The following is a 22,572-nucleotide window of genomic DNA, read 5'->3' as shown; positions in this document are numbered from 1 at the left end:
GCACCCGCGCAGAATGAACGATCTAGCCCGTCACTGATTGAGCCAGTTCGCGGGCGTAGTCTCCCACCCCTCGAAGCGTTCGGCAACGTTTCGAATGATTGCGTGGTGGTCCTGACTATCTTCGATCGTAAACAGGCGAGATTTGCGATCAACTTTCTCGATATTGCCGCTGACATATTCGACGAAATCGTCGGTCAATGAAAACTCGCCCTCTTGAAAGGTTTGAGAAGAACACTGCCGCTTCCCTGGAAAGACAACTTGAATGCAGTTTTCGACGACCAGTTTCGAACCGTTCAGGGAAAGTGACGTTTCAAAACCCACGTAACTTTCCGCAACCCCGATACGGTAGAAAAAAGGCCCATAAGTCTCCGCCGACGCGGAAACACTGCAGATCAAAACCAGGAGTAAAAATCCGAGTGTCCCGGCCGATGCGAGTGAGCGACACCTCCACTCACACATCAAGGTTAGAAACGTTGAGCGCGTTTTCCTGGATGAAGTCGCGGCGCGGCTCGACGACATCGCCCATCAGCTTGGCGAAAATTTCGTCGGCTTCCGCCAGATCGCCGACCTTCACCTGCAAGAGCGTACGGACGTCCGGGTCGAGGGTCGTCTCCCAGAGTTGCTCCGGATTCATCTCGCCAAGGCCTTTGTAGCGCTGCAGATCGAGCCCCTTGCGGCCTGTCTCGTAAACGGCTTCGAGCAGCGAGCGCGGCCCAGTGATGACATCCGTCTTGTCCTTGCGCTTGAGCTTCGCAGGCGTCTCGTAAACTTCGACGAGATGCGCGTGCCGCTCGTTAATGCGTCGCGCATCGAGCGAGCCGAGCAACGCCCGGTCGAGGAAGTGCACTTCCGTCACGCCGCGCACTTCGCGCTTGAAGACATAGCCGTCGTTGCCGTAACGGCCTTCCCAGCCTGTTTCCATCTCTTCCGAAATCGCATCGAGCCGCTTCGCGACATGTTCCGCGATCGCGTTTGCCTTTTCGGCCGACGGCGTATTCAGGAGCGAGGCATCAAACGCGCCGCCGATCGCGCCCTGCTCGGCCACGTCGCGGTTATAGCGATGATGCAGCCCATTGATACCGCCCGCAATCTGCCGAGCTTGCTCGACGATATCGCGCAGATCGCGGCCTGCGCGCTCCGCGCCATCGCCCGTGACGAGAACCGCGTCGGCGAGGCCTTGATCGATCAGATAATCTTCCAGCGCGCGTTGATCCTTGAGATACGAATGCGACTTGCCCTTCGCCACTTTGTAGAGCGGCGGCTGCGCGATGTAGACATGCCCCTTGTCGACAAGCTCCGGCATCTGACGATAGAAGAACGTCAACAACAGCGTTCGGATGTGCGCGCCGTCAACGTCGGCGTCGGTCATGATGATGACCTTGTGATAGCGCAGCTTATCGAGCTTGAACTCGTCGCGTCCGATGCCGGTGCCCAGCGCCCCGATGATGTTCGTCACCTGCTCCGACGACAGCATCTTGTCGGTACGCGCGCGCTCGACGTTCAGGATTTTACCTCGGATCGGCAGCACCGCCTGGAACTCGCGCTTGCGGCCCTGTTTCGCAGAGCCACCGGCCGAGTCGCCCTCGACGATGAAAAGCTCGGTCTTGGACGCGTCGCGATCCTGGCATTCCGCGAGACCGCCCGGTAACCGCAAACCATCAAGCGCACCCTTTCGCCGCGTGAGATCGCGTGCCTTGCGCGCCGCTTCGCGTGCCAACGCTGCTTCGACGATCTTGCCGACGATGACCTTCGCTTCTTTCGGATGCTCTTCGAACCAGGCGCCGAGCTGATCGCCAACCGCCGCCTCAACGACCGGACGAACCTCCGATGAGACAAGCTTGTCTTTCGTCTGCGAAGAAAACTTCGGATCCGGCACCTTGACCGAGAGCACGCACGTCAAACCCTCTCGCGCATCGTCGCCCGAGAGGTTGACCTTCTCTTTCTTCGCAATGCCTGACTCTTCCGCGTATTTGTTGACGATACGCGTCAACGCTCCGCGGAAACCGGCGAGATGCGTGCCGCCGTCGCGCTGCGGGATGTTGTTCGTGAAGCAGAGCACGGTCTCGTGATAGCTGTCATTCCACCACAGCGCCGCCTCAACGGTAATCCCGTCTTTCTCGGCATTAATCAGGATTGGCTCACTGAGCGCCGACGTCTTCGAGCGGTCGAGATAGCGCACGAACGCAGCCGTGCCGCCGTCGTACATGAATTCCTCACGCTTCACGTCGGCGTGGCGCGCGTCGGTCAACACGATCTTCGCGCCGGAGTTGAGAAACGCCAGTTCGCGCAGGCGATGCTCCAGCGTCGCGAAATCGAATTCCGTCACGTTGTGGAACGTCTCGGTGCTCGGCAGGAACGAGACTTCCGTGCCGCGCTCCTCGCCCGCATCGCCGACGACCTTCAACGGCGCAACAGCGTTGCCGTTGTGAAATTCGATGAAGTGCTCTTTGCCGTCGCGCCAGACACGACACTTGAGCCACGTCGACAGCGCGTTGACGACCGACACGCCGACGCCGTGCAGACCGCCCGACACCTTGTAAGAGTTCTGGTCGAACTTGCCGCCCGCATGCAGCTCGGTGAAAACGATTTCCGTCGCCGAGCGCTTCGGATCGTGATCGTCGTCGCGCTTGATGCCGGTCGGAATACCGCGGCCATCGTCGCGCACCGTGCACGAGCCGTCGGGGTTCAGCGTCACCATGCACGACTTCGCATGACCGGCGAGAACCTCGTCGATCCCGTTGTCGACCACCTCGTAAATCATGTGATGCAGACCCGAACCGTCATCGGTGTCGCCGATGTACATGCCGGGGCGTTTTCTGACCGCGTCGAGCCCCTTCAGCATCTTGATGCTGTCTTCGCCGTAGTCGTCAGACTCAGGGGTTTTCTTGAGCGGTTGCGCGTTCATTTTTTGGCTTTCTCAGCAGGCGGATATTCGATCGTTTTGTATAGCACAAATCGCCTCGAAAATCCGCACGAAATCGACAGAATTTGAGACCAAAAAACCTTTGTTTTTCAGCATTTTGGATGTGGCTGTTTGTCCCTCTTGAAGTCGCTACGGAAGGGCTTCGATTTTTCCCTCGTTCACGCCCCAGAATCGGGCCTTTTCGGCAAGCGCTGAAAAGGCATCCGCGTCCGTGCCCGTCATCCAGGCTTGGGCTCCGAGCCTCAGGATTTCATCGAAAAGCGCTGCCCTGCGGTGAACGTCCAGATGCGCCGTGATTTCATCGAGCAGCAGGATCGGCGCCGCGCCTTCCTGTCGCTCCGTCAAAAGCTCAGCGTGCGCCAGAACGAGGCCGAGCAGCAGCGCTTTCTGCTCGCCCGTCGAGGAATGCCGCGCTTCGAGTGCCTTCGGCCCATGCTCGACGATAAGATCCGACCGGTGCGGCCCATCGAGCGTCCGCCCAGCGCCACGGTCGCGTTCGCGCGTGTCGCGCAATGTCTTGGCATACAAATCTTCCGCTTCGACGGCCGACATACCGCTCAGGTCGTCTTCGATCGTCCCTTCGAGCCGGAATGCCGACCAAGGAAACGCCGAGTTCGGATCACGCGCCCGCCGCTTCTCGACGATGGCGCGCATGGCAGCAACCGCTTCGAGCCGCGCCGCTGCCACCGCAATGCCCGTCTCGGCCATCACCTGCTCGAAGCCCGAAAGCTGTGCGTTGTCGCGCACGCCATCCGCGAGCAATCTGTTACGGCTCGTCATCGCGCGCTCGAAGCGCCCTGCAATCGTCCGGTAACCGTGATCGAAGCACAAAATCAACCGGTCGAGAAACCGCCGCCGCTCTGACGCCGCCCCCGTGAAGAGGCCGTCCATCGCCGGCGTCACCCACACGATTTCGAGATAATCGGCGAGAATACCCGAGCCCGACTGTGCCGTACCGTCGATCCGCACGATGCGGCCCGTGCGCTCTCCACGCGAGTTGGCGCCCGGCACCAGGCCTGTGCCGAGATCGGCAGGCCCAGCAAGCGTATGCGCTCGAGCAGCCACCGCAAACCCGCCGTCACCCGCCGCCCGCGCCAGATCGACGAACGGCACCCGCCTCAATCCTTGGCCCGGCGACAACAGCGATAATGCTTCGAGAAGATTGGTCTTGCCCGACCCGTTCGCGCCGACGATCACCTGCGGCCCAGCATCCGTCGTCACACTCGCCGACGCGTAGCTGCGAAAATTCGTGAGCTGCAGCCGCTCAACCCAGAGGGCGTTAGGGATGGATGCCATGTGCAGCGCTTATCATTGCCTGCGAGATTCTCAAATAAGCTCGATCATCCCCTCTCCCCGTCCTCACGGGGAGAGGGCTAGGGTGAGGGGCAGCACCGCTTCCGTCTGCATGTAGGAAAGTTATGCGCAGCACCCAACCATGGAAATTCAATCGCTCCCGCATCTTGCGATCGAATGCGACTTCCGCCGAAGCGAAATTGTGGTTTCACCTGCGCGATCGCCGTCTCGGCGGTTTTAAATTTGTGCGCCAGTTTCCGATTGGAGACTATTTTGCCGACTTTGCATGCCGTGAGATGCACGTAGTCGTGGAGATCGATGGCGGCACGCACGGAACTCCATCTGAGATCGCCAAGGATCGCACGCGCGAAGAAGAATTGGTGATGCTCGGTTACAAAATTGTTCGCATCAACAATGCCGACATCTACAAAAACATCGACGGCGTGCTGGATCAGCTCCTTGCAGCCTTGCAAGAGCGAAGCTAGGTCGGCCCCTCGCCCTGCACCCTCTCCCCATTGAGTGCAGAAATGGGGAGAGGGAATTCCCCTCAAACCCGCATCGGCATTAGCACGTAGAGCGCGCTGGCGTCGCTGCTGTCGCGCACCATCGTCGGCGAACCGGGATCGGCGAGCAGGAACCGCGCATCCTCGCCTTCGAGTTGATCGGCGATGTCGAGCAGATAGCGAGCGTTGAAACCGATCTCCAGCGGCCCAGCGCTGTAGCCGACCGGAATTTCTTCCGTCGCGCTGCCGCCTTCCGGATTGTTCACCGTCAGGATCAGCTTGTCCTTGCCGACATTGAGCTTCACCGCACGCCCGCGCTCGCTTGCAATTGTCGACACGCGATCGACGGCGCTCTTGAACGACGCGTTCGGGACCTTCATTTCCTTGTCGTTGTTGTGCGGAATGACGCGGCCGTAATCGGGGAACGTACCGTCGATCAGCTTCGACGTCAGCACGACCGAGCCAATCTCGAACCGCACCTTCGTCTGCGACACGCCGACCTTCACCTTCGCGCTCGAATCTTCGAGCAGGCGTGTCAACTCGTGCACCGTTTTGCGCGGAATGATGACGCCCGGCATCCCCTCCGCGCCTTTCGGCAGCGGCAATTCCACCTGCGCCAGGCGATGACCGTCGGTCGCGACAGCACGCAGCGTTTTCGTGCCGTCCGTCTCAGCCGGATGCAGATAGATGCCGTTGAGATAGTAGCGCGTCTCTTCCGTCGAAATCGCGAATTTCGTCTTGTCGATGAGCCGCTTCAAGTCGCCGGCTTCCATCGTGAACTCGTGCCCGATCTCACCGACCGCGAGATCCGGAAAATCATCGGCCGACAGCGTCTGCAAGCTGAAACGCGAATGCCCCGACGTGATCGTCAGACGTTCTTTATCGCCGTCGCGCTTGATCTCGATCTCGGCACCGTCCGGCAACTTGCGCACGATGTCGTGCAGCACATGCGCCGGAACCGTCAGCGTGCCGGGCGCCGAAACCTTGGCGCCGACGCTCTCGCTCACCTCGCGTTCGAGATCCGTCGCCTTGAACATCAGCGCGTCGCCCGCGGCCTTAAGCATAATGTTCGACAAGATCGGGATCGTCGTCCGCCGTTCGACGACGCTTGTGACGTGGCTGAGCGCCTTCAAGAGTTCCCCACGTTCGATCTCGAGACGCATATTTATCCTCAGCTATGGAAGTGTGCATGGAAGCGCGGTCGAAGCCCGCCGCAGCATCTCACGCAAAAGAACGAATTTGGCGCGGACCGCGCCGCTGGGCGGAATCGCCCGTGGAGCCGGATCAGACCCGAAAGAAGCTAGTTTTTCAAGTAAGATGTATGGGTCAGCGCACAATCTGCGTGATACCGCCAATTACGGGCTTATGCCACACGCGGCAAGGCCGGCACTCCAGGGGGATGAAATGCCGGCCCCGCGTCGCATCAGGCCGCAAGGGGTGAAGTTGCGGTCAGTGGTTGAGAAGCCGTTTCAGCTCCTCAAGCTCGTCTCCGAGGTTCGGATTCTTGCTGATTTCGCCCTCGATCTTGCGGATCGCGTGCAAAACGGTGGTGTGGTCGCGGCCGCCGAACCGCCGTCCGATTTCCGGCAGCGAACGCGCTGTCAGATGCTTGGCCAGGTACATGCCAATCTGGCGCGGCCAAACGACGGAACGATGACGGCGCTGCGACAGCAGATCGCCCTTCGACACGCCGTAATGTCGGGAAATAATCCGCAGGATATCCTCGATCTTGATCCGGCGCGGCTCAAGGTTCTGCACGAGGTCACGGATGACCGTCTCGGCAATGTCGAGCGTGATCGGCGTGCGCATGTACTGCCACGTCGCGTAAAGGCGCGTGACCGCCCCTTCGAGCTCGCGGCCGTTCTCCGTCAGGCGCAGCGCCAGGAGATCGACGACATCGCGCGACAGCGAGAATGACGGGTCGGCCGCTTTCTTCTCGGCCAGACGCTTGTCCAGCACCTTGAGGCGAAGCTCATGATCGAGAGACTGAAGCTCGGTGACGAGACCACGCTGCAGTCGCGACCGCATACGCTCGTTCAGCCGTTCGATCTGGTTCGGCGCCCGCGCCGAAGCAACGACGACCTGCTTACCGCCGTCGAGCAGTGCATTGATGATGTGATCGAACTCTTGCTCGGTCCGCTCGCCTTGCAGGAATTCGAGGTCGTCGATCAGCAACATGTTGATGTTGCGGAAGCGCTCCTTGAACGCCAGCGGATCAGACGACCGCAGCGCTTCGACGAACTGATAGCGGAAGCGTTCGGCCGTAAGATACAGCACCTGTGCATTCGGCGCCCGCTTCTTCACTTCCCAGGCGATGGCGTGAAGAAGGTGGCTCTTGCCGAGGCCGACCGCCGAATGGATGTAAAGCGGATTGTAGCCGGGCGCACCCGTCAGAACCGTTTCCGCAACCTGCGTGGCGCCCGCATGCGCCATCCGGTTCGACGCCCCGACGACGAAGCTTTCAAATGTATAGCGCGGATCGAGCGGCGAACCTTCAAGGCCGCCCGCAGACGTCCGCTGGACGGGCAGAACCGGAGCCCGCAGCGGCGCTGCCGGACGCGGCGTCTCGACGTGCGCGATGGGTGCTGGAATGGCAGCGCTGGTGTGCGCGGCGTCTCCGATACGAGCATCCGCCGGCCGCTGCGGAACCGCACCGGGCTGCCGCCAGACGACTTCGACGCGCTCGGCCGTTGCGAATTCAACGCGCGAGCAGCGCAGCAAGTGCTCGGAATAGTGTTCTTGAATCCAGTTGCGCACAAACTTGACCGGCACTGAAACCTTGACGATCCGTCCATCGAAGCTTTCGAATTCCAGGCTCTTGAACCAGCTCGAATAGACCTCATCTCCGAGCTGAACCTTGAGCATGGCGCGGACCTTGTGACCACGGCCCTCTACCGCAACCGTCGGCGTCTCGGCGCTGTGCTCATTACCTTGAGACTCTGCCTTTTGTGCTGCCTGCATAGTGATGTACTCCCGCTGATAACGCGGGACGCCTGAAAGCGTCCCCCCTCATCACCGTCCGGCATTACCCTCTGCCTTCCGGTGCCGTGCCTTCCGTGTGACGTCTTGCTACCCTTGCAGCCAGTTGAGACCGGCGAATTTCCAGCCTGCGATTTGGCTCCGGTGTTGGGCAGCGTCTAACGGTCCCTCAAAGCCCTCCATGACGTTTCGACACCTCGAATATCCCGCTCCGGCGATTGCCTCGGCAGCCATCCGGCTGCGCCCGCCCGAACGGCAGATAAAAAAAATCTCAGTATTCTTCTCGACTCCCTTGGCAGCCAACGCCGCCGTCAATCGTTCGATAAAGTGCGGAGCGATCCGGCTGTCAGGGAACGTCTGCCATTCGATCAGCATGACGTCCTTGTTGATCTTCGAAAGGTCGGGCACACCCACAAAAGCCCATTCGGCACGCGTCCGAACATCAACAAGAACAGTCTTCGGATCGCCTTCGAGACGCTTCCAAGTTTCGAGAACGGACACGTCCTCGACGCCAGAAGCCTCAACTTTTTCCACGAATTCCCCTCACGCCTTACACAAGTACTGATAAAGACCCGCGAGAATATCCCCAGCCAAAACCAGAGAATACCCAACTATTCTTGGGCTAGCCAAAGCAACGCCCAAGTTGAAACGCAGGTCTTTATCTATTTTGGCGATACAGTCCGGGTCATCAAAGCTTGAAAGACCCGAATGCTACGCTCGCCGAACTTACCAGTGCGAACGACCGCTTTACCCCGCTGCCATCCACTAGAAATTTACTATCCCTTAACCCTCTTTTCGACAAGCACCCCAGCGCAGCCATTGGGGCGATTGAGGCGTACCAAAAGTTGTCCACAGGTACTGGTGAAAACGCGAGTCACATCGCAACCTCTGTGCATAAACCATCTGACTCTATTCGCATTTTTTCCACTGACACACTCTGGGTTGCATCGCCGCCACGACCGTCACCCAGACGTCATTTTCTCTTGCCGTCCGACTCCGCCTCGAAAGAGCGCCAAACTTATCCGGCATCAGAACATCCCGTCCAATGGGCCGGATTCCGGGCGATTAATGACGATAAAAAAACAGCGGGCCCGTTGGCGGGCCCGCTCTTTACCGTAGCGAATATGCAACAGGGAGAAAAATTGGCTCCCCTTATTCACAAGTGCGTTATGCGCTCATGGCCTTGACACGCTGAGCAAGCCTGGAAACCTTCCGGGCTGTGGTCTTCTTGTGCATGACGCCCTTCTGTGCGGTGCGCACGAGAAGCGGTTCAGCGGCCGAAAGCGCAGCAAGTGCCTTGGCTTGGTCGCCCGACTTGATAGCTTCCTCGACCGAGCGAACCTCGGACTTGACGCGCGAACGGCGCGACTTGTTGACTTCGGTGCGGCGGATCATCTGGCGCGTGGCTTTCTTTGCCGACGACGTATTTGCCATTGGGTGTCCTTACGTTTGCTGCGAATGCGCCGTCGCATTCGCAAAATGCTAAGCGCGGCAATGGGTTGAAGATATTGATCGTCGGCCCGGGATTTTCGCTCCAGGCACGGTTTGCGGCGGATATACCCGCCTAACGGCCGCCGGTCAATGAAGCGCACCCGGAAAAGCACGAATCCGTCACAAAAGCCGCCACCGACGGCCGGTCGCAGCGCTTTGCGTCGCCATTTGCGCTAAGTCCATCCCGACTTACATGCTTTTGATCCAGAATTGGGAGACCGCCAGAGAATGTTGTCCATGACCGGTTGGCTGTTTTCTCTCGCGGCTACTGTTTGCGCGACTGTCCTGGCCGCCTCCGCAGAACAGCCGACCCTGCAGATGGCGGCCGTCGCGGTTATCTGCGTTGCCTTCGCCCTGATTGCCATCCGTGATCACCAGAAGCTGAGGAACACCGGCGCGCCGATGAGCGCCATCGCCAGTTCGACGGCGCGATATCTGGCTCTGGTCTGGGCTTGGGCCGCGCTCGCGATCCTGATCACGTACCTCTTCGTTATGGATAAGCACTGGGCCGAGTGGTGGCAGTTTTTCATCGGCTTTCTGTTTGCTGCCGTCGCCACCATCGGCTTCGCCGTCCTTCTCGATCGCGACCGCTCCGCCGGACGCGACGACGCCATGCTGGTGAAGATGGGACGTCTTCTGCTTCAGTTTCAGGTGATCGGCATGGCGGCCGGCGTCATCAGCCTGTTCGTCGATCACAAGTTTCCGCGCGCCGCGACCCACGCCGATTGGGCGGGATGCAACATCTTCTTCTTTGGTGCGCTCGCCATTGCAGCTATCAGCTTGGACGCCCTGCGCTCACGCATGTAGGTTCGAGAGCAGGCCACCGCGCCGTCCAAAAGGGGGAGCTTCCGACACCATGACCTTGCGCCCATCGCTGCCTTGGCTGGCAGTGACACTCGCCGCAGCTCTCATCGCCATGTATCTCGCCTGCCGTCTGATGAAGATCGCGGACTCGGCAGTCGCCGCCGCGGTTTTCTCAGCTGTCATGGTCATGGCCGCGCTGCGAACGAATGCTCCGATCTGGCAGCGCCCGGCAACCGGATCGGCCGTTGCCACGCAGCGCGAAGCGATGCGCGCGAACGTCTTTCTGATTGCCTTGGCATTCCTGTGGTGTGGCGTGGCGTTCTACGCCATCTATCTGGGTACGCACGTACGTTGGCAGCACGGCTGGGAATACGGTACGGCTTGCATGCTCTTTGCAGCCGCCTACGGCTATTACTTGAAGCGGCTTTCAAACCCGAATGACCCGCTCGCGCAAACATCGTCGCTCGACCGCATGGCGAAAATCGCAGGCTATCAGGCGATCTTGATTGCCATCGGCCTTGTCTGGCTGATAGCTGCCGGCAAACTCGCCATCACGCATAAAGGTGACTGGGCCGCGAACCAGCTTTTCCTCGGCGGCGGCTTCGCCGTGATGTGCATCAGTGTCATCCTGATCAAGACGAACGCCGCACTATGCGAGCGCTCAGCCACCTCAACGGCAAGCTGACACCACTTCAGCGCTGACACCGCCGGCAATAAAACGTCGCGCGCCCGGCATGCACCGCGCGACGGATTTCGCCGCCGCATCCAGGAGTCGGACACGTGCCGCCTTCCCGGTCGTAAACGGCAAACCGTTCTTGGAATGCTCCCTTCTTGCCGTCGGCACTGCGGTAATCGCGCAGCGTCGAACCGCCCGCTGCAATGGCACGTTGCAGAACATCCTTGATCGCGATGACGAGCTTCTCGGCCTTCTCTATACCTCCGCGACGGTTCGCCAACGTTGCCGCAACACGATCGGGCGATAGCACCGCTTGAAACAGCGCCTCGGACGCGTAGATGTTGCCGAGCCCCGCCACGACATGCTGATCCATCAGAAAGGCTTTGAGATTGACCTTCTTGCCCAGCGCTCGCCGCGCCAGATATTCGGCCGTCAATTCATCGCTCAGCGGCTCCGCCCCGAGCTTGCGAAACAGCGCATGCTCCGGCCGCTCCGCGTGCGGCATCATGACCATGAATCCGAACCGCCTGGGATCGTTGTAGATCACCTGCGTGCCGTCGGAGAGATGCAGCACAACGTGATCGTGCGCCGGATCAGGCCCCGTCTCGTGGATGTAGTCCCCCGGCCGGTCGATGAAGTCCTTATGGATGACGGAAAACCGCCCGGTCATGCCCAGATGCATGACGAGATCCTCACCGCTCGAAAGCGTCGCAATCAGATATTTCGCACGCCGCTCCAGCCCGACGATGTCTTGCCCCGCCAACCGCTCGCCGAACCGTTCCGGCAGCGGAAAACGCAAATCCGGCCGCCGCGCATCAATCCGCGCAACCCGGCTGCCGACCAGCACCGGCGCCAGCCCCCGCCTCACGGTTTCGACCTCGGGGAGTTCGGGCATAGGAGAAATGTCACCTGAAATTGACGATGAGATGCGCCGACGATAGCGCGGCCGCCCGCGAGCGGCTATGGTCCCGGATATGGATCAAAACTCAGAAACCGCAAGCCAGAGCACCGCGTCGTTCGGCTTCCGCACCGTGTCCGAGGCCGAACGCCAGGGACTCGTCAACAAGGTCTTCGCGTCGGTCGCCGATCGCTACGACCTGATGAACGACTTGATGTCCGGTGGCCTGCATCGCCTCTGGAAGCGCGAACTCATCACGATGCTGAACGCGCCGCGCAGTGCCACGCCGTTCAAGCTTTTGGACGTTGCCGGCGGCACCGGCGACATTTCCATCCGCTACGCTAAAGATTCAGGGCCGAACGCCACCGCCGTCATCTGCGACATCAGCCCCGAGATGCTCGACGTCGGCCGCCGCCGCATCTCTGACGCAGGACTTGAGAACCGCATCACCTGCGTCGAGGGCAACGCCGAAGAGTTGCCTTTCGAGAACGCGAGCTTCGACGCCTATACGATTGCGTTCGGCATTCGCAATGTGACCCACATCGACAAGGCGCTTGCCGAAGCCTACCGCGTGCTGAAGCCCGGCGGACGATTCCTGTGTCTCGAATTTTCCGAATGCCGCGTGCCGTTGCTTGATCGCGCCTACGACTTCCACTCGTTTGAGGTCATTCCGCGTCTCGGGCAGCTGGCTGCGGGCGATTCGGAATCCTATCGCTATCTCGTCGAAAGCATCCGCCGCTTCCCCAAGCAGGAAGCCTTCGCCGACATGATTCGTAACGCTGGTTTCTCGCGCGTCGCCTATCGCAACCTGACCGGCGGCATCGCCGCGATTCACGGCGGCTGGAAGATCTGATCGGCCACAGCGTGAACTACGTTTTTTGCCCTTCAGCGTAAGTTCAATTGACGCTGGCGGCAGCGATTCATAGCTTTCCCTCTCGGGGACGAAGGAATGACTTTCTTCTATTCGAGGAGGTGGGACTCATGAAATCGAAGCTATTGATCGGCGTCGCTGCTGCGGCGCTTGTTTCGCTGGGCGCCGGCGTCGCGAACGCTGGCTGCATGACGAAGGGCGCAGTCGCCACGTCAACGTCGGCCGATTCGGCGAAATGGTTCGCGATGGAGACGATGGTCCAGAACGTCAGCTGGGGTCTCTGGCCGGGTTTCCTGGCGAACGGCCAGGTCGCCGGCTACAAGGTCGTCAACAAAAAGTATCGCTGCAGCCCCAACGGCGGCATGGTCACCTGTCACGGCCGCGCAACGTTCTGCAAGCTATAGGTCGAGCTGAGCATTTGCTCGAAAGTAGCGCCCGCGGCAATCCGCCGGGCGCTATTTTTTTGTCCGCAAGTTGTATGGCGTCCCAGCCGCAATGGCCCTGGCTGCGGCAGTTACGAATGCCGTCCCGGCTTAACCGTTTTTACCCCTCCAAGCGGCTACACTTGACCCGACGAGGTTGCGGCGCAATGTGCCGAGGCCGAGCGAAACCACGGCCTGCGCCCCCAGAGAATTCAGGACGACGAAATCACCACCATGCCCGGAGCGCTTCTTAACTCCCTACGACTCGCGCGCGCCGGTTTTGTGCTTGCGCAATATGGCGTCCGCTTCGTTCCGAAGGGCATGCCGGTACCGCTGCCACTGAAACTTGCGCGCATCGCCACATTGCCGGTGACGCTCGTGGCATCGGCCTTCCGCAAAGGCGAGCCGCAATCCGCCCGCGTCGCAACGGCATTGGCGAAGCTCGGTCCGAGCTATGTGAAGCTCGGCCAGTTTCTCGCCACCCGCGCCGACGTCATCGGACCTGAGCTTTCCGAAGATCTGCGCCAGCTTCAAGACAAAGCCGAACCGTTCTCGATGGCGGAAGCTCGCGAAGCCGTTGAACGCGCGCTCGGCGGCAAGCTCGAAGATCATTTCGTCGAATTCGGACCGCCCGTCGCTGCCGCTTCAATCGCCCAGGTCCACAAAGCCTATGTCCTCGACAACGGCGTGAAGAAGGCCGTTGCCGTCAAGATTCTGCGGCCGAACATTGAGAAGCGTTTCTATCGCGACCTCGACAGCTATTATTTCGCCGCGCGGATGATCGAACGCATGTATCCGCCCGCGCGCCGCCTGAAACCGGTTGCCGTTGTCGATAATCTGAAGCACACGACCGACCTCGAGATGGATTTGCGCCTCGAAGCCGCAGCCATCTCCGAGATGGCGTCAAACATCAAAGAGGACGAAGGCTTCCGCGTTCCCGATATCGACTGGAAACGCACGGCCAAACGCGTTCTGACGATCGAATGGATCGACGGGACGCCGATCGCACAACGCGACGTTCTCAAGGCCAAGGGCTTCGACACTGCCGCTCTCGGCATGACCGTGCTGCGCTCATTTCTTCGTCACGCCATGCGCGACGGTTTCTTTCACGCCGATATGCATCAGGGGAATTTGTTCGTCGATGCCAACGGCAAGGTCGTCGCCGTCGACTTCGGCATCATGGGCCGCTTGGGTCTGCCCGAGCGCCGCTTCCTCGCAGAAATCCTGCACGGCCTCATCACGCGCGATTACTACCGCGCCGCCGCCATCCACTTCGAAGCGGGCTACGTGCCCCCGCATCACAGCGTCGAAGAATTCGCCCAGGCGATGCGCGCCATCGGCGAACCGATCCAAGGCCGCACGGCAGAAGAAATTTCGATGGCCGACCTTTTGGGCCAGCTCTTCGCCTACACCGAAGTCTTCGACATGCAGACACGTCCAGAGCTGATCTTGCTGCAAAAAAGCATGGTCATCGTCGAAGGCGTCGCGCGCGATCTCGATCCGTCGTTGAACGTCTGGGTTGCCGCCGAACCGGTGGCGAAGGAATGGATGGAATCCAATCTCTCGCCTCTCGGCCGCTTGCGCGAAGCGGGCCGTGGCGTTGAAACAATCGGCGATGTCTTGATGAAGACTCCGGCGCTTCTGCAGAATGTTGCGCAGGCTATCAACGGCATGTCCCAAATGGCCAATGCGGGACTTCGTCTCGACGATGAAACCGTCGATAAAATCGCATCGCGCTCGCGACGCAGCCGGACAGCCGACATCGCACTTTGGATCGCAGCCGTCAGCCTAGCGGTCATTATGATCAAAATGATCAGCGTATTGTAGGCCAGACAACAGTCTTCATTAGCGGCGCAGACATTATCGCGTTGCTTTGCGCGGCCCGACAAGATGGGTTCCGTGCGCGATAGCTGCCGTTGCTCGCATCGTCGCCGCGATATAAATGACTTCCGCAATTTCTGCTTCCGTCACACCGGCATTCTCTGCGTTGGTGCGATGGACTTCGAGGCTGTACGGACACTGAGTTGCGATGGCGACGCCAAGCGCGATCAATTCCTTATAGCGTCGTGGAATGGCACCCGCCGCCATGGCAGCGCGATCGAAGTTTTCGAACGCCGACATCGTCGTCGACGATAGATTTCTTAGATGAGGCAGATTCGAAAGATTGGCGATGTCGTACATGGTAGGTGCTCCCTCCCGCAGGTGTCGTCGAGCGATTTCGATCTGCCGCCGAGACTCGTGACGTTCGCGTCCAGGGTCAAGCAATCCCTCCACTGTCAAATTTGAAGGAGACGAAAATGTCTGAAAGCAGACCGCCGTTCCCGCCCTTCACGCGCGAAACCGCCATTCAGAAAGTCCGCGGCGCCGAAGACGGCTGGAATAGCCGCGATCCGCAGAAGGTCGCGCTGGCCTATTCGGTCGATAGCGTTTGGCGAAACCGCGCCGAGTTTCCGGTCGGCCGTCAGCAGATCATCGAATTCCTGACGCGGAAGTGGAACCGCGAACTCGACTATCGCCTCATCAAGGAACTCTGGGCATTTACCGGCGATCGCATCGCCGTACGCTTTGCTTATGAATATCGCGACGACAGCAACCAGTGGTACCGCGCCTACGGCAACGAAAACTGGGAATTCGGCCCCGACGGCCTGATGCACCATCGTTATGCTTGCATCAACGACCTGCGCATTTCCGAGAGCGAGAGAAAATTCCATTGGCCGCTCGGACGCCGCCCCGACGATCATCCGGGATTGTCGGATCTTGGTCTTTAGCCGATGAAATAAAAAAGGCGCCGCGAGGGGCGCCTTTTTTTCTATGCGCTCTGACTGACCGGTTTCGCCGGCGCTCGCCAGATGTAGCTCAAAGAGAAAATTGCAGCCGCCGTTGCGACATACGCGATGAGCTGCATTCCCGTCGGCCGGTCCATGTAACCAACCAGAATGCTCAAGACCCGCCCCGGCCAACTGTTTTCCGACAGAATGGACGAGCTGTCCCAGACCGTAGAATCGAACGCATTCAACAGGCCAGCATTCGACAGCTGCTTGACCGCGGAGGCTGCAAGCCCGGCAGCCAGCAATGTGATGAGAACGCCGGTAAACGCAAACATCTGCCGGATCGGAATGGCCGCGAGCCCAAAATAAAGCACCATCGACACGACAGCGCCAAGCAGCAGCCCGATACCCGATCCGATCAGAAGTTCGAAACCGGTATCCTTGCCCTGCATGATGATGCCGGTCATGAACAGCACGACCTCGCTGCCTTCACGCATGACCGCCACGGCAACAGCCGCGCCGAGCGCAAACAGCGATTGCCGTCCGGCAGAAACATCGCTGCCCAGCTGCCGCAACTGCTGCGTCATCTCGCGAGCATGATGCGCCATCCAGGCGACGTGCCACCCGAGCATGACGACCGCAAACAGCAGGATCGCCGCGACAAAAATTTCCTGCCCGCGGCCGTCGAAAGCGTCTGAGATCCGCGAGGCAAACATCGCAACGATGATTGAGCCTGCGATCCCTGCGAGGACTCCGAGCGATACCGCACCGTTACGGCTATGAACGCCGCGCGATGCCGCGAGCACCACGCCGATGATCAGGCCCGCTTCGAGAACTTCGCGAAAGACAATGATGAGAGCCGCAAGCATCGCCGCCTACTCCGCAACGACGTGACCGAGCGCGCTATCCTGGTGAAATTCACCGAAGAACATGTAGGTGCCAGGCTTTAGCGGCTTCACGCGAATGACCGCTGAGCTGTTGCCGGCAATGATCTTCTCGAAGCCGAGGTCGTGGCTTTCGAATTCTTCCGGCGTCGCGTCGAGGTTCTTCACCGTGATCTTGATCGGCTTGCCGATCGGCAGCTTCAGCGCATCCGGCTCGAACTTATGATCTTTGATTGAGATCTCGACCTCGTGCGTATCCTCCGCCTGGGCAGCGACGGCGCCCATCACGACACCGCCGACGGCGAGAACAGAACCAAGAAGAATGGAAGAAAATGACGAATGACGCACGGCACGTGCGAAACGTGAAATACTCATCTCTGCTCCTAATAGGTCAGGATTCAAGGTCCCGAGATCAGGTCCGCCGTCAACTGAGCGAACGCCACTAGAAGAGTCAAGAACATTGATCTCGGCTTGGGCAGAACTGGTTGGACGGACTGGAGAAAATGCCGAAAATTCCCTCATTTTTCGTCTTGCCATTTTTTGGCCAGGACAGTGCGGTGCATATGCAGCGCGGGAAACGACATTCTCTGGAAGATTTGAGGATCGGCCAATGTATGCCCGCGCGTCTTATTCCGCTGACGAATTTCCCTCGTTCATGATCGCCGAAAGCGATGCTGATTTCGCGTCGCAAGACTTCTACGCCGGTGAGCCGGTTTGCCCGCAACCGTCACGACGCCTGGAAATCGTTCCCTATACGTATCTTTTCCTTCTTATCGCCGCCACCGTTGGATGCGCCTTCGCCACCGATGCTGAGACGCGACAAGAATGGACTTCGAAATTTGAACGCATCGCATCGTCGTTGGCGACGTCAGAACAAGCGCCCTCAGTGCCATTGCCGACGAAAGAGATCGCATCCGCCGACACGCCACTTGCCCCTCCTACTCCCGTTCCGCCGCCTGCAGCGATCGCGCCGCCGAGTCTGCCCCTGCCTGAGGTCACCGTCGCCGCTGCACCAGGCGATACGAACGACGACGAAGCGGATGCAAAAACACCAGCAAAACCGCATCTATATGATGCCTATGCCCCGCCACGGCCATCGAACGATCCGTTACGCAAGAAGGCCGAAACCGCCGGCTTGCACCCTGATCTATCGCGCGCGGTTCTCGCACGTCTGACATCGACGGATTATCGCAACGCGGCTTACGCGATCGGCAAAGCGATCAAAACGGTGCCGAACAACGGCGAGTTCGTCTGGCCGCACAAACGCAAAGCCGGACTAGCGGTCTTCACCGTGCATTTCGTCCAGGGCGCGGGACGCGACTGCCGCCGCTATGTCGTAACGGTGACGAAGGATCGCTGGACATCGACCGCGCTCCCGATGGAGAAATGCGGTGTCAAAGTCGCAATCCGCGGCGGCAAAGAAAATGCGATCGAATGATCGCAAAACCGCACGCGACTACGGTCCCTGCAGGCCGAACGCGACGCGAAGCTTTTTCTGCAGCGTCGAATCTTTCGAGTTATCGCCCGCTTTGCCGCTCTTTGGGCCGTCATACGTCGCATAAACAAAATCGCGGACCGCAGGATTGCGATCGTATTGATGGATCGCGGCCGGCACACCGCCTTGCGCTGTCACCAGCAGTCCGTCTTTGACCGATAGAAAATTCGTGTTGTGTCCGGAGAGGGTTGCGACTGCTCCATCGTATGGCATTACGACAGACGACGGCACGAGATTGACGCGCGCAATGACGTTAGTCGTCGCCTGATCGACGCCTGAACGCATGTGATGACGCCGGCGAACCATTTGCCCAAGCAAAAGCTTCTCCCAGCAATACATCAGCGTGACGCCGTGCCGCCCCAGAACGGTGCCGCTGCAGATCACTTCGTGATGTTTGATTTGATCGTAGACCGGCAGCCCAAAAGTTCGCCGGATCGCATTGCCGTTCCAGCCAGCGGATTCGAGAGAAAAACCTTTGCCCTCTTCGAAAAAAATCATCGGGGCATCAGGCAGCGCTTCGAAAATATCGCCCTGGAAAACGACGTCGCGCGTGTCGGCCAAAAATACGCGTTCGACCTGCCCCGAGAGCGCTTGCAGCACGGCGACATAATCGGTCACGCGCGCAAAATTCATATGAGGCCGCCCGAGGCTCGATGAAACATCTTCGAGGACACAGTCGACGCCCTCCGCATCGAGCGCTTTTCCGAGCTCCGGATCGTTGTTGATGACCAGGACGATCCGGCAGTCATGAAACTTTCGCGCTGAACGGACAAACGGACGCAAGTCGGAAATGCTGTAGTTGCGCGCAATCCCGAGGATCAGGTTCGTGCCGATCCCGTGTTTCAGATCGATTTTAGGCAAACGTCTGACAAGCTGAGATCGGAGCCACTGCGCATAAAGCTTCGACCAGATGTATTGCAGCATATCGTGTGACGCCCCCCAATTTCGCAGGCGCCCCGAGACACCGCAAAAGCAAAGTCGAATTGCCCAAAAGCATATTCGTCGGATGCGGCGTGAATTAGTTTGTGAAGCTCAAACGCAAAAACGCGCCGCTGGCTCAAGGCACAGCGGCGCGTTCTTAAATTCGATAGAGGGCACTGATTGACTTCGTTATTCGAAAATTCACATGACGTCTCTGCAGACCTGGCAACGACCTACTCTCCCGCGTCTTAAGACGAAGTACCATCGGCGCAGGGGCGTTTCACGGCCGAGTTCGGAATGGGATCGGGTGCAGCCACCCCGCCATAATCACCAGGTCGGCGGAGACGTCATATGACTTCTGTTTCTGGTCTTTTTTCTGAGCCCTACGCTCATCGTTCGGCGCTCGTGAGAGCGCGCCTCTGCTTGAAACCGTTTCGCGGTTTCAGGCAAACGATGAGCATTGCTAAATGAGAGCAATCAAGCCAATCGAGTTATTAGTACCGGTAAGCTACACGCCTTGCAGCGCTTCCACACCCGGCCTATCAACGTGGTGGTCTTCCACGACTCTCGAGGGAGAACTCGTTTTGAGGTGGGTTTCCCGCTTAGATGCCTTCAGCGGTTATCCCTTCCACACATAGCTACCCTGCTGTGCCGTTGGCACGACAACAGGTCCACCAGAGGTGTGTCCAACCCGGTCCTCTCGTACTAAGGTCAGATCCTCTCAATTCTCCTACACCTACGGCAGATAGGGACCGAACTGTCTCGCGACGTTCTGAACCCAGCTCACGTACCACTTTAAATGGCGAACAGCCATACCCTTGGGACCTGCTCCAGCCCCAGGATGTGATGAGCCGACATCGAGGTGCCAAACGACGCCGTCGATATGGACTCTTGGGCGTCATCAGCCTGTTATCCCCGGCGTACCTTTTATCCGTTGAGCGATGGCCCTCTCACAAAGAACCACCGGATCACTATGGCCGTCTTTCGACTCTGCTCGACTTGTCAGTCTCGCAGTCAGGCGGGCTTATGCCATTGCACTCGACGGTTGATTTCCGACCAACCTGAGCCCACCTTCGCACGCCTCCGTTACGATTTAGGAGGCGACCGCCCCAGTCAAACTGCCCACCATGCGCTGTCCCGGATCCGGATAACGGACCGCGGTTAGACAACCATAATCACTAGGGTGGTATTTCACATTTCGGCTCCACCCGAGCTAGCGCCCAGGTTTCATAGCCTACCACCTATCCTACACAAGCAGTCACGATTGCCAGTGCAAAGTTGCAGTAAAGGTGCACGGGGTCTTTCCGTCTAACCGCAGGAACCCCGCATCTTCACGGGGAATTCAATTTCACTGAGTGTGTGCTGGAGACAGTGGGGAAGTCGTTACGCCATTCGTGCAGGTCGGAACTTACCCGACAAGGAATTTCGCTACCTTAGGACCGTTATAGTTACGGCCGCCGTTTACTGGGGCTTCGATTCAAGGCGTGAACCTCTCCTCTTAACCTTCCAGCACCGGGCAGGCGTCAGGCCATATACGTCGTCGTTGGACTTAGCATAGCCCTGTGTTTTAGGTAAACAGTCGCCACCCCCTAGTTTGTGCCCTACCCCTCCGGTTGCCCGAAGAGATAGCCTGCTTCTCCCGAAGTTACGCAGGTAATTTGCCGAGTTCCTTCAGCACACTTCGCTCAAGCTCCTTGGTATTCTCTACCAGTCCACCTGTGTCGGTTTCGGGTACGGTCTATGTGGGGGCTATTTCCAGGGACACATTCGCTGCCTCGGCAATCCAATAAGCCTCAACAACTTGCTGCATCCGTCACACACCCACTGGCCCACGAATATTAACGTGGTTCCCATCGACTACGGCTTTCGCCCTCGCCTTAGGGGCCGGCTAACCCTGCGCAGATTAACTTTACGCAGGAACCCTTGGACTTTCGGAGGAAGTGTTTCTCACACTTCTTTCGTTACTCATGTCTGCATTCGCACTTCCGATACCTCCAGGAGCCCTCACGGGTCTCCCTTCACAGGCTTACGGAACGCTCCGCTACCGCGTACATTGCTGTACACCCGCGTCTTCGGTACACTGCTTTAGCCCCGTTACATTTTCGGCGCATGAACCCTTGTTTAGACCAGTGAGCTGTTACGCTTTCTTTAAATGATGGCTGCTTCTAAGCCAACATCCTGGTTGTTATGGGGTTCGCACATCCTTTCACACTTAGCAGTGATTTGGGGACCTTAGACGGCGATCAGGGTTGTTTCCCTCTTCACGACGGACGTTAGCACCCGCCGTGTGTCTCCCGGATAGTACTTCGAGGTATTCGGAGTTTACTTAGGTTTGGTAACCCTGTAGGGGCCCCTAGCCCATGTAGTGCTCTACCCCCTCGAGTATTCGTCCGAGGCTCTACCTAAATAGATTTCGCGGAGAACCAGCTATTTCCTGCCTTGATTGGCCTTTCACCCCTATCCACAGTTCATCCGAGGCTTTTTCAACAGACACCGGTTCGGTCCTCCAGTGGGTGTTACCCCACTTTCAACCTGACCATGGATAGATCGACAGGTTTCGGGTCTAATCCGACGAACTGAACGCCCTGTTCAGACTCGCTTTCGCTACGCCTACAGCTATCGCCTTAAGCTTGCTCGTCAGACTAAGTCGCAGACCCATTATACAAAAGGTACGTCGTCACCCTTGCGGGCTCCGACTGTTTGTAGGCATCCGGTTTCAGGTACTATTTCACTCCCCTCGTCGGGGTGCTTTTCACCTTTCCCTCACGGTACTGGTGCACTATCGGTCGGTAAGGAGTACTTAGGCTTGGAGGGTGATCCCCCCATGTTCAAACAGGATTGCACGTGTCCCGTTCTACTCGAGGATAAAGCCTTGCATTACCTGTACGGGGCTGTCACCCGCTGAGGCCCAACTTTCCAGATGGTTCCAGTTGTCTTAGCTTTATCACTGGCCTAGTCCGCTTTCGCTCGCCACTACTCGCGGAGTCTCGGTTGATGTCCTTTCCTCCAGGTACTGAGATGTTTCAGTTCCCTGGGTTTGCTTTTAACCCCTATGTATTCAGGGCTAAATACCTTCTTGTGACACCCTGAAATCCGAACCCATTTGCATGGGTGCGAATTTCAAGATGTCGAAGGTGGGTTTCCCCATTCGGAAATCTTCGGATCAACGGCTGTTCGCGCCTTCCCGAAGCATATCGCAGCGTACCACGTCCTTCATCGCCTCTTACCGCCAAGGCATCCACCAGATGCCCTTAAGTCACTTGATCGCTCTCATTTGCAATGCTCACCAGGCGGCGGACCATCACTATTCCCTCGGCAAAGAAGGAGTGACAAATCCGAGCCCTTTGTATTGTGCGCATTGCCCAGAAAGACCAGGTTCGCATCACGCTCGCCACACACCGAAGTGCGCGGTCCGCGTGAACGAACCAGAAGTCAATCAGACTAAACCCGAACAAGCTGCTGAAGGCAGCAAGATCTGTGCAGATAGCGCGGGGTACGCGCCTCAGGCATTAGTCCCTCTATACGATGTCAATTAGTGTTCAATCGCTCGAGCCATGCTCAGAGCGAAACCTTTGTCTCTTCAAACATCACGAATGCATCAGCAGGTCTGTGCTGGGGGCCGGCTCCGCGAAGCGGAGTCGCCA

The 22,572-nt window shown here is 58.7% G+C and carries 20 protein-coding genes and 2 rRNA genes; 8 read left to right on the top strand and 14 right to left on the bottom strand.

What is annotated here, in order from left to right; translation table 11 throughout:
* Positions 1-30: 30 nt before the first annotated feature.
* The 3 genes from ACLB1Z_RS02070 to recF form a co-directional block, all read right to left on the bottom strand.
* Positions 31-321 carry a hypothetical protein gene (locus ACLB1Z_RS02070; protein ID WP_409561820.1) on the bottom strand — a complete coding sequence of 97 codons (291 nt, stop codon included), beginning with the start codon at positions 319-321 and terminating at the stop codon, positions 31-33.
* A 130-nt stretch (positions 322-451) separates the two neighbouring features.
* Positions 452-2,905: a DNA topoisomerase (ATP-hydrolyzing) subunit B gene (gene gyrB / locus ACLB1Z_RS02065; protein ID WP_409561819.1), complete on the bottom strand. Its 2,454-nt coding sequence runs from the start codon at positions 2,903-2,905 to the stop codon at positions 452-454.
* Between the two features lie 147 nt (positions 2,906-3,052).
* On the bottom strand, positions 3,053-4,219 hold the full coding sequence (recF, locus tag ACLB1Z_RS02060; protein ID WP_409561818.1) for a DNA replication/repair protein RecF: 1,167 nt from the start codon (positions 4,217-4,219) through the stop codon (positions 3,053-3,055).
* 122 nt (positions 4,220-4,341) lie between these two features.
* Here recF and ACLB1Z_RS02055 point away from each other — a divergent pair, with 122 nt between their 5' ends.
* Complete coding sequence (locus ACLB1Z_RS02055) at positions 4,342-4,701, top strand: endonuclease domain-containing protein (protein WP_409561817.1); 360 nt, start codon at positions 4,342-4,344, stop codon at positions 4,699-4,701.
* Positions 4,702-4,763: 62 nt separating this feature from the next.
* Here ACLB1Z_RS02055 and dnaN read toward each other — a convergent pair whose 3' ends face one another.
* The 4 genes from dnaN to rpsT form a co-directional block, all read right to left on the bottom strand.
* Complete coding sequence (gene dnaN / locus ACLB1Z_RS02050) at positions 4,764-5,882, bottom strand: DNA polymerase III subunit beta (protein ID WP_013945661.1); 1,119 nt, start codon at positions 5,880-5,882, stop codon at positions 4,764-4,766.
* 286 nt (positions 5,883-6,168) lie between these two features.
* Positions 6,169-7,584, bottom strand: a complete 1,416-nt coding sequence (dnaA, locus tag ACLB1Z_RS02045) for a chromosomal replication initiator protein DnaA (RefSeq protein ID WP_409563217.1) — start codon at positions 7,582-7,584, stop codon at positions 6,169-6,171.
* 204 nt (positions 7,585-7,788) lie between these two features.
* Positions 7,789-8,232 (bottom strand): rhodanese-like domain-containing protein, encoded by a 444-nt coding sequence (locus ACLB1Z_RS02040; RefSeq protein ID WP_409561816.1) that lies wholly within the window; start codon positions 8,230-8,232, stop codon positions 7,789-7,791.
* 633 nt (positions 8,233-8,865) lie between these two features.
* The gene (gene rpsT / locus ACLB1Z_RS02035; protein ID WP_409561815.1) at positions 8,866-9,132 is read right to left on the bottom strand and encodes a 30S ribosomal protein S20; all 267 of its coding nucleotides are present in this window, start codon (positions 9,130-9,132) and stop codon (positions 8,866-8,868) included.
* A 285-nt stretch (positions 9,133-9,417) separates the two neighbouring features.
* Between rpsT and ACLB1Z_RS02030 the strand changes: the two genes are divergently transcribed.
* Together ACLB1Z_RS02030 and ACLB1Z_RS02025 are read left to right on the top strand one after the other, a co-directional pair.
* Positions 9,418-9,996 carry a hypothetical protein gene (locus tag ACLB1Z_RS02030; protein WP_409561814.1) on the top strand — a complete coding sequence of 193 codons (579 nt, stop codon included), beginning with the start codon at positions 9,418-9,420 and terminating at the stop codon, positions 9,994-9,996.
* Between the two features lie 49 nt (positions 9,997-10,045).
* On the top strand, positions 10,046-10,678 hold the full coding sequence (locus ACLB1Z_RS02025; RefSeq protein ID WP_409561813.1) for a hypothetical protein: 633 nt from the start codon (positions 10,046-10,048) through the stop codon (positions 10,676-10,678).
* A 7-nt stretch (positions 10,679-10,685) separates the two neighbouring features.
* Here ACLB1Z_RS02025 and mutM read toward each other — a convergent pair whose 3' ends face one another.
* Complete coding sequence (mutM, locus tag ACLB1Z_RS02020; protein WP_409561812.1) at positions 10,686-11,564, bottom strand: bifunctional DNA-formamidopyrimidine glycosylase/DNA-(apurinic or apyrimidinic site) lyase; 879 nt, start codon at positions 11,562-11,564, stop codon at positions 10,686-10,688.
* Between the two features lie 79 nt (positions 11,565-11,643).
* Between mutM and ubiE the strand changes: the two genes are divergently transcribed.
* From ubiE to ubiB, 3 genes are all read left to right on the top strand, one after another.
* Positions 11,644-12,420: a bifunctional demethylmenaquinone methyltransferase/2-methoxy-6-polyprenyl-1,4-benzoquinol methylase UbiE gene (ubiE, locus tag ACLB1Z_RS02015; protein WP_409561811.1), complete on the top strand. Its 777-nt coding sequence runs from the start codon at positions 11,644-11,646 to the stop codon at positions 12,418-12,420.
* A 128-nt stretch (positions 12,421-12,548) separates the two neighbouring features.
* Positions 12,549-12,842 carry a hypothetical protein gene (locus ACLB1Z_RS02010; protein WP_409561810.1) on the top strand — a complete coding sequence of 98 codons (294 nt, stop codon included), beginning with the start codon at positions 12,549-12,551 and terminating at the stop codon, positions 12,840-12,842.
* Between the two features lie 252 nt (positions 12,843-13,094).
* Positions 13,095-14,687 carry a 2-polyprenylphenol 6-hydroxylase gene (gene ubiB, locus ACLB1Z_RS02005; protein ID WP_409561809.1) on the top strand — a complete coding sequence of 531 codons (1,593 nt, stop codon included), beginning with the start codon at positions 13,095-13,097 and terminating at the stop codon, positions 14,685-14,687.
* Positions 14,688-14,720: 33 nt separating this feature from the next.
* Here ubiB and ACLB1Z_RS02000 read toward each other — a convergent pair whose 3' ends face one another.
* Positions 14,721-15,041, bottom strand: a complete 321-nt coding sequence (locus tag ACLB1Z_RS02000; RefSeq protein ID WP_013950534.1) for a carboxymuconolactone decarboxylase family protein — start codon at positions 15,039-15,041, stop codon at positions 14,721-14,723.
* A 116-nt stretch (positions 15,042-15,157) separates the two neighbouring features.
* Between ACLB1Z_RS02000 and ACLB1Z_RS01995 the strand changes: the two genes are divergently transcribed.
* Positions 15,158-15,628 (top strand): DUF1348 family protein, encoded by a 471-nt coding sequence (locus ACLB1Z_RS01995; protein ID WP_013950533.1) that lies wholly within the window; start codon positions 15,158-15,160, stop codon positions 15,626-15,628.
* A gap of 41 nt (positions 15,629-15,669) precedes the next feature.
* Here the strand turns inward: ACLB1Z_RS01995 and ACLB1Z_RS01990 are convergent, their stop codons facing one another.
* A complete protein-coding gene (locus ACLB1Z_RS01990) occupies positions 15,670-16,497 on the bottom strand; it encodes an FTR1 family protein (protein WP_409561808.1) in 828 nt (275 codons plus the stop codon).
* 6 nt (positions 16,498-16,503) lie between these two features.
* Positions 16,504-16,887: a cupredoxin domain-containing protein gene (locus ACLB1Z_RS01985; protein WP_409561807.1), complete on the bottom strand. Its 384-nt coding sequence runs from the start codon at positions 16,885-16,887 to the stop codon at positions 16,504-16,506.
* Between the two features lie 235 nt (positions 16,888-17,122).
* On the opposite strand from ACLB1Z_RS01985, the gene ACLB1Z_RS01980 reads away from it, so the two are divergent.
* Positions 17,123-17,950 carry a hypothetical protein gene (locus ACLB1Z_RS01980; protein WP_409561806.1) on the top strand — a complete coding sequence of 276 codons (828 nt, stop codon included), beginning with the start codon at positions 17,123-17,125 and terminating at the stop codon, positions 17,948-17,950.
* A gap of 18 nt (positions 17,951-17,968) precedes the next feature.
* Here ACLB1Z_RS01980 and ACLB1Z_RS01975 read toward each other — a convergent pair whose 3' ends face one another.
* The 3 genes from ACLB1Z_RS01975 to ACLB1Z_RS01965 all read right to left on the bottom strand — a co-directional run bounded on the left by ACLB1Z_RS01975 (position 17,969) and on the right by ACLB1Z_RS01965 (position 22,194).
* On the bottom strand, positions 17,969-18,931 hold the full coding sequence (locus ACLB1Z_RS01975) for a hypothetical protein (protein WP_409561805.1): 963 nt from the start codon (positions 18,929-18,931) through the stop codon (positions 17,969-17,971).
* A gap of 217 nt (positions 18,932-19,148) precedes the next feature.
* A 5S ribosomal RNA gene (gene rrf, locus ACLB1Z_RS01970) occupies positions 19,149-19,263 on the bottom strand.
* Between the two features lie 138 nt (positions 19,264-19,401).
* A 23S ribosomal RNA gene (locus tag ACLB1Z_RS01965) occupies positions 19,402-22,194 on the bottom strand.
* Between the last annotated feature and the right edge of the window lie 378 nt (positions 22,195-22,572).

The sequence above is a fragment of the Hyphomicrobium sp. MC8b genome (assembly GCF_905067615.1).
Lineage (GTDB): Bacteria > Pseudomonadota > Alphaproteobacteria > Rhizobiales > Hyphomicrobiaceae > Hyphomicrobium_B.
The sequence above is the reverse complement of the archived record's forward strand: the minus strand, read 5'-3'. Positions and strand labels throughout refer to the sequence as shown.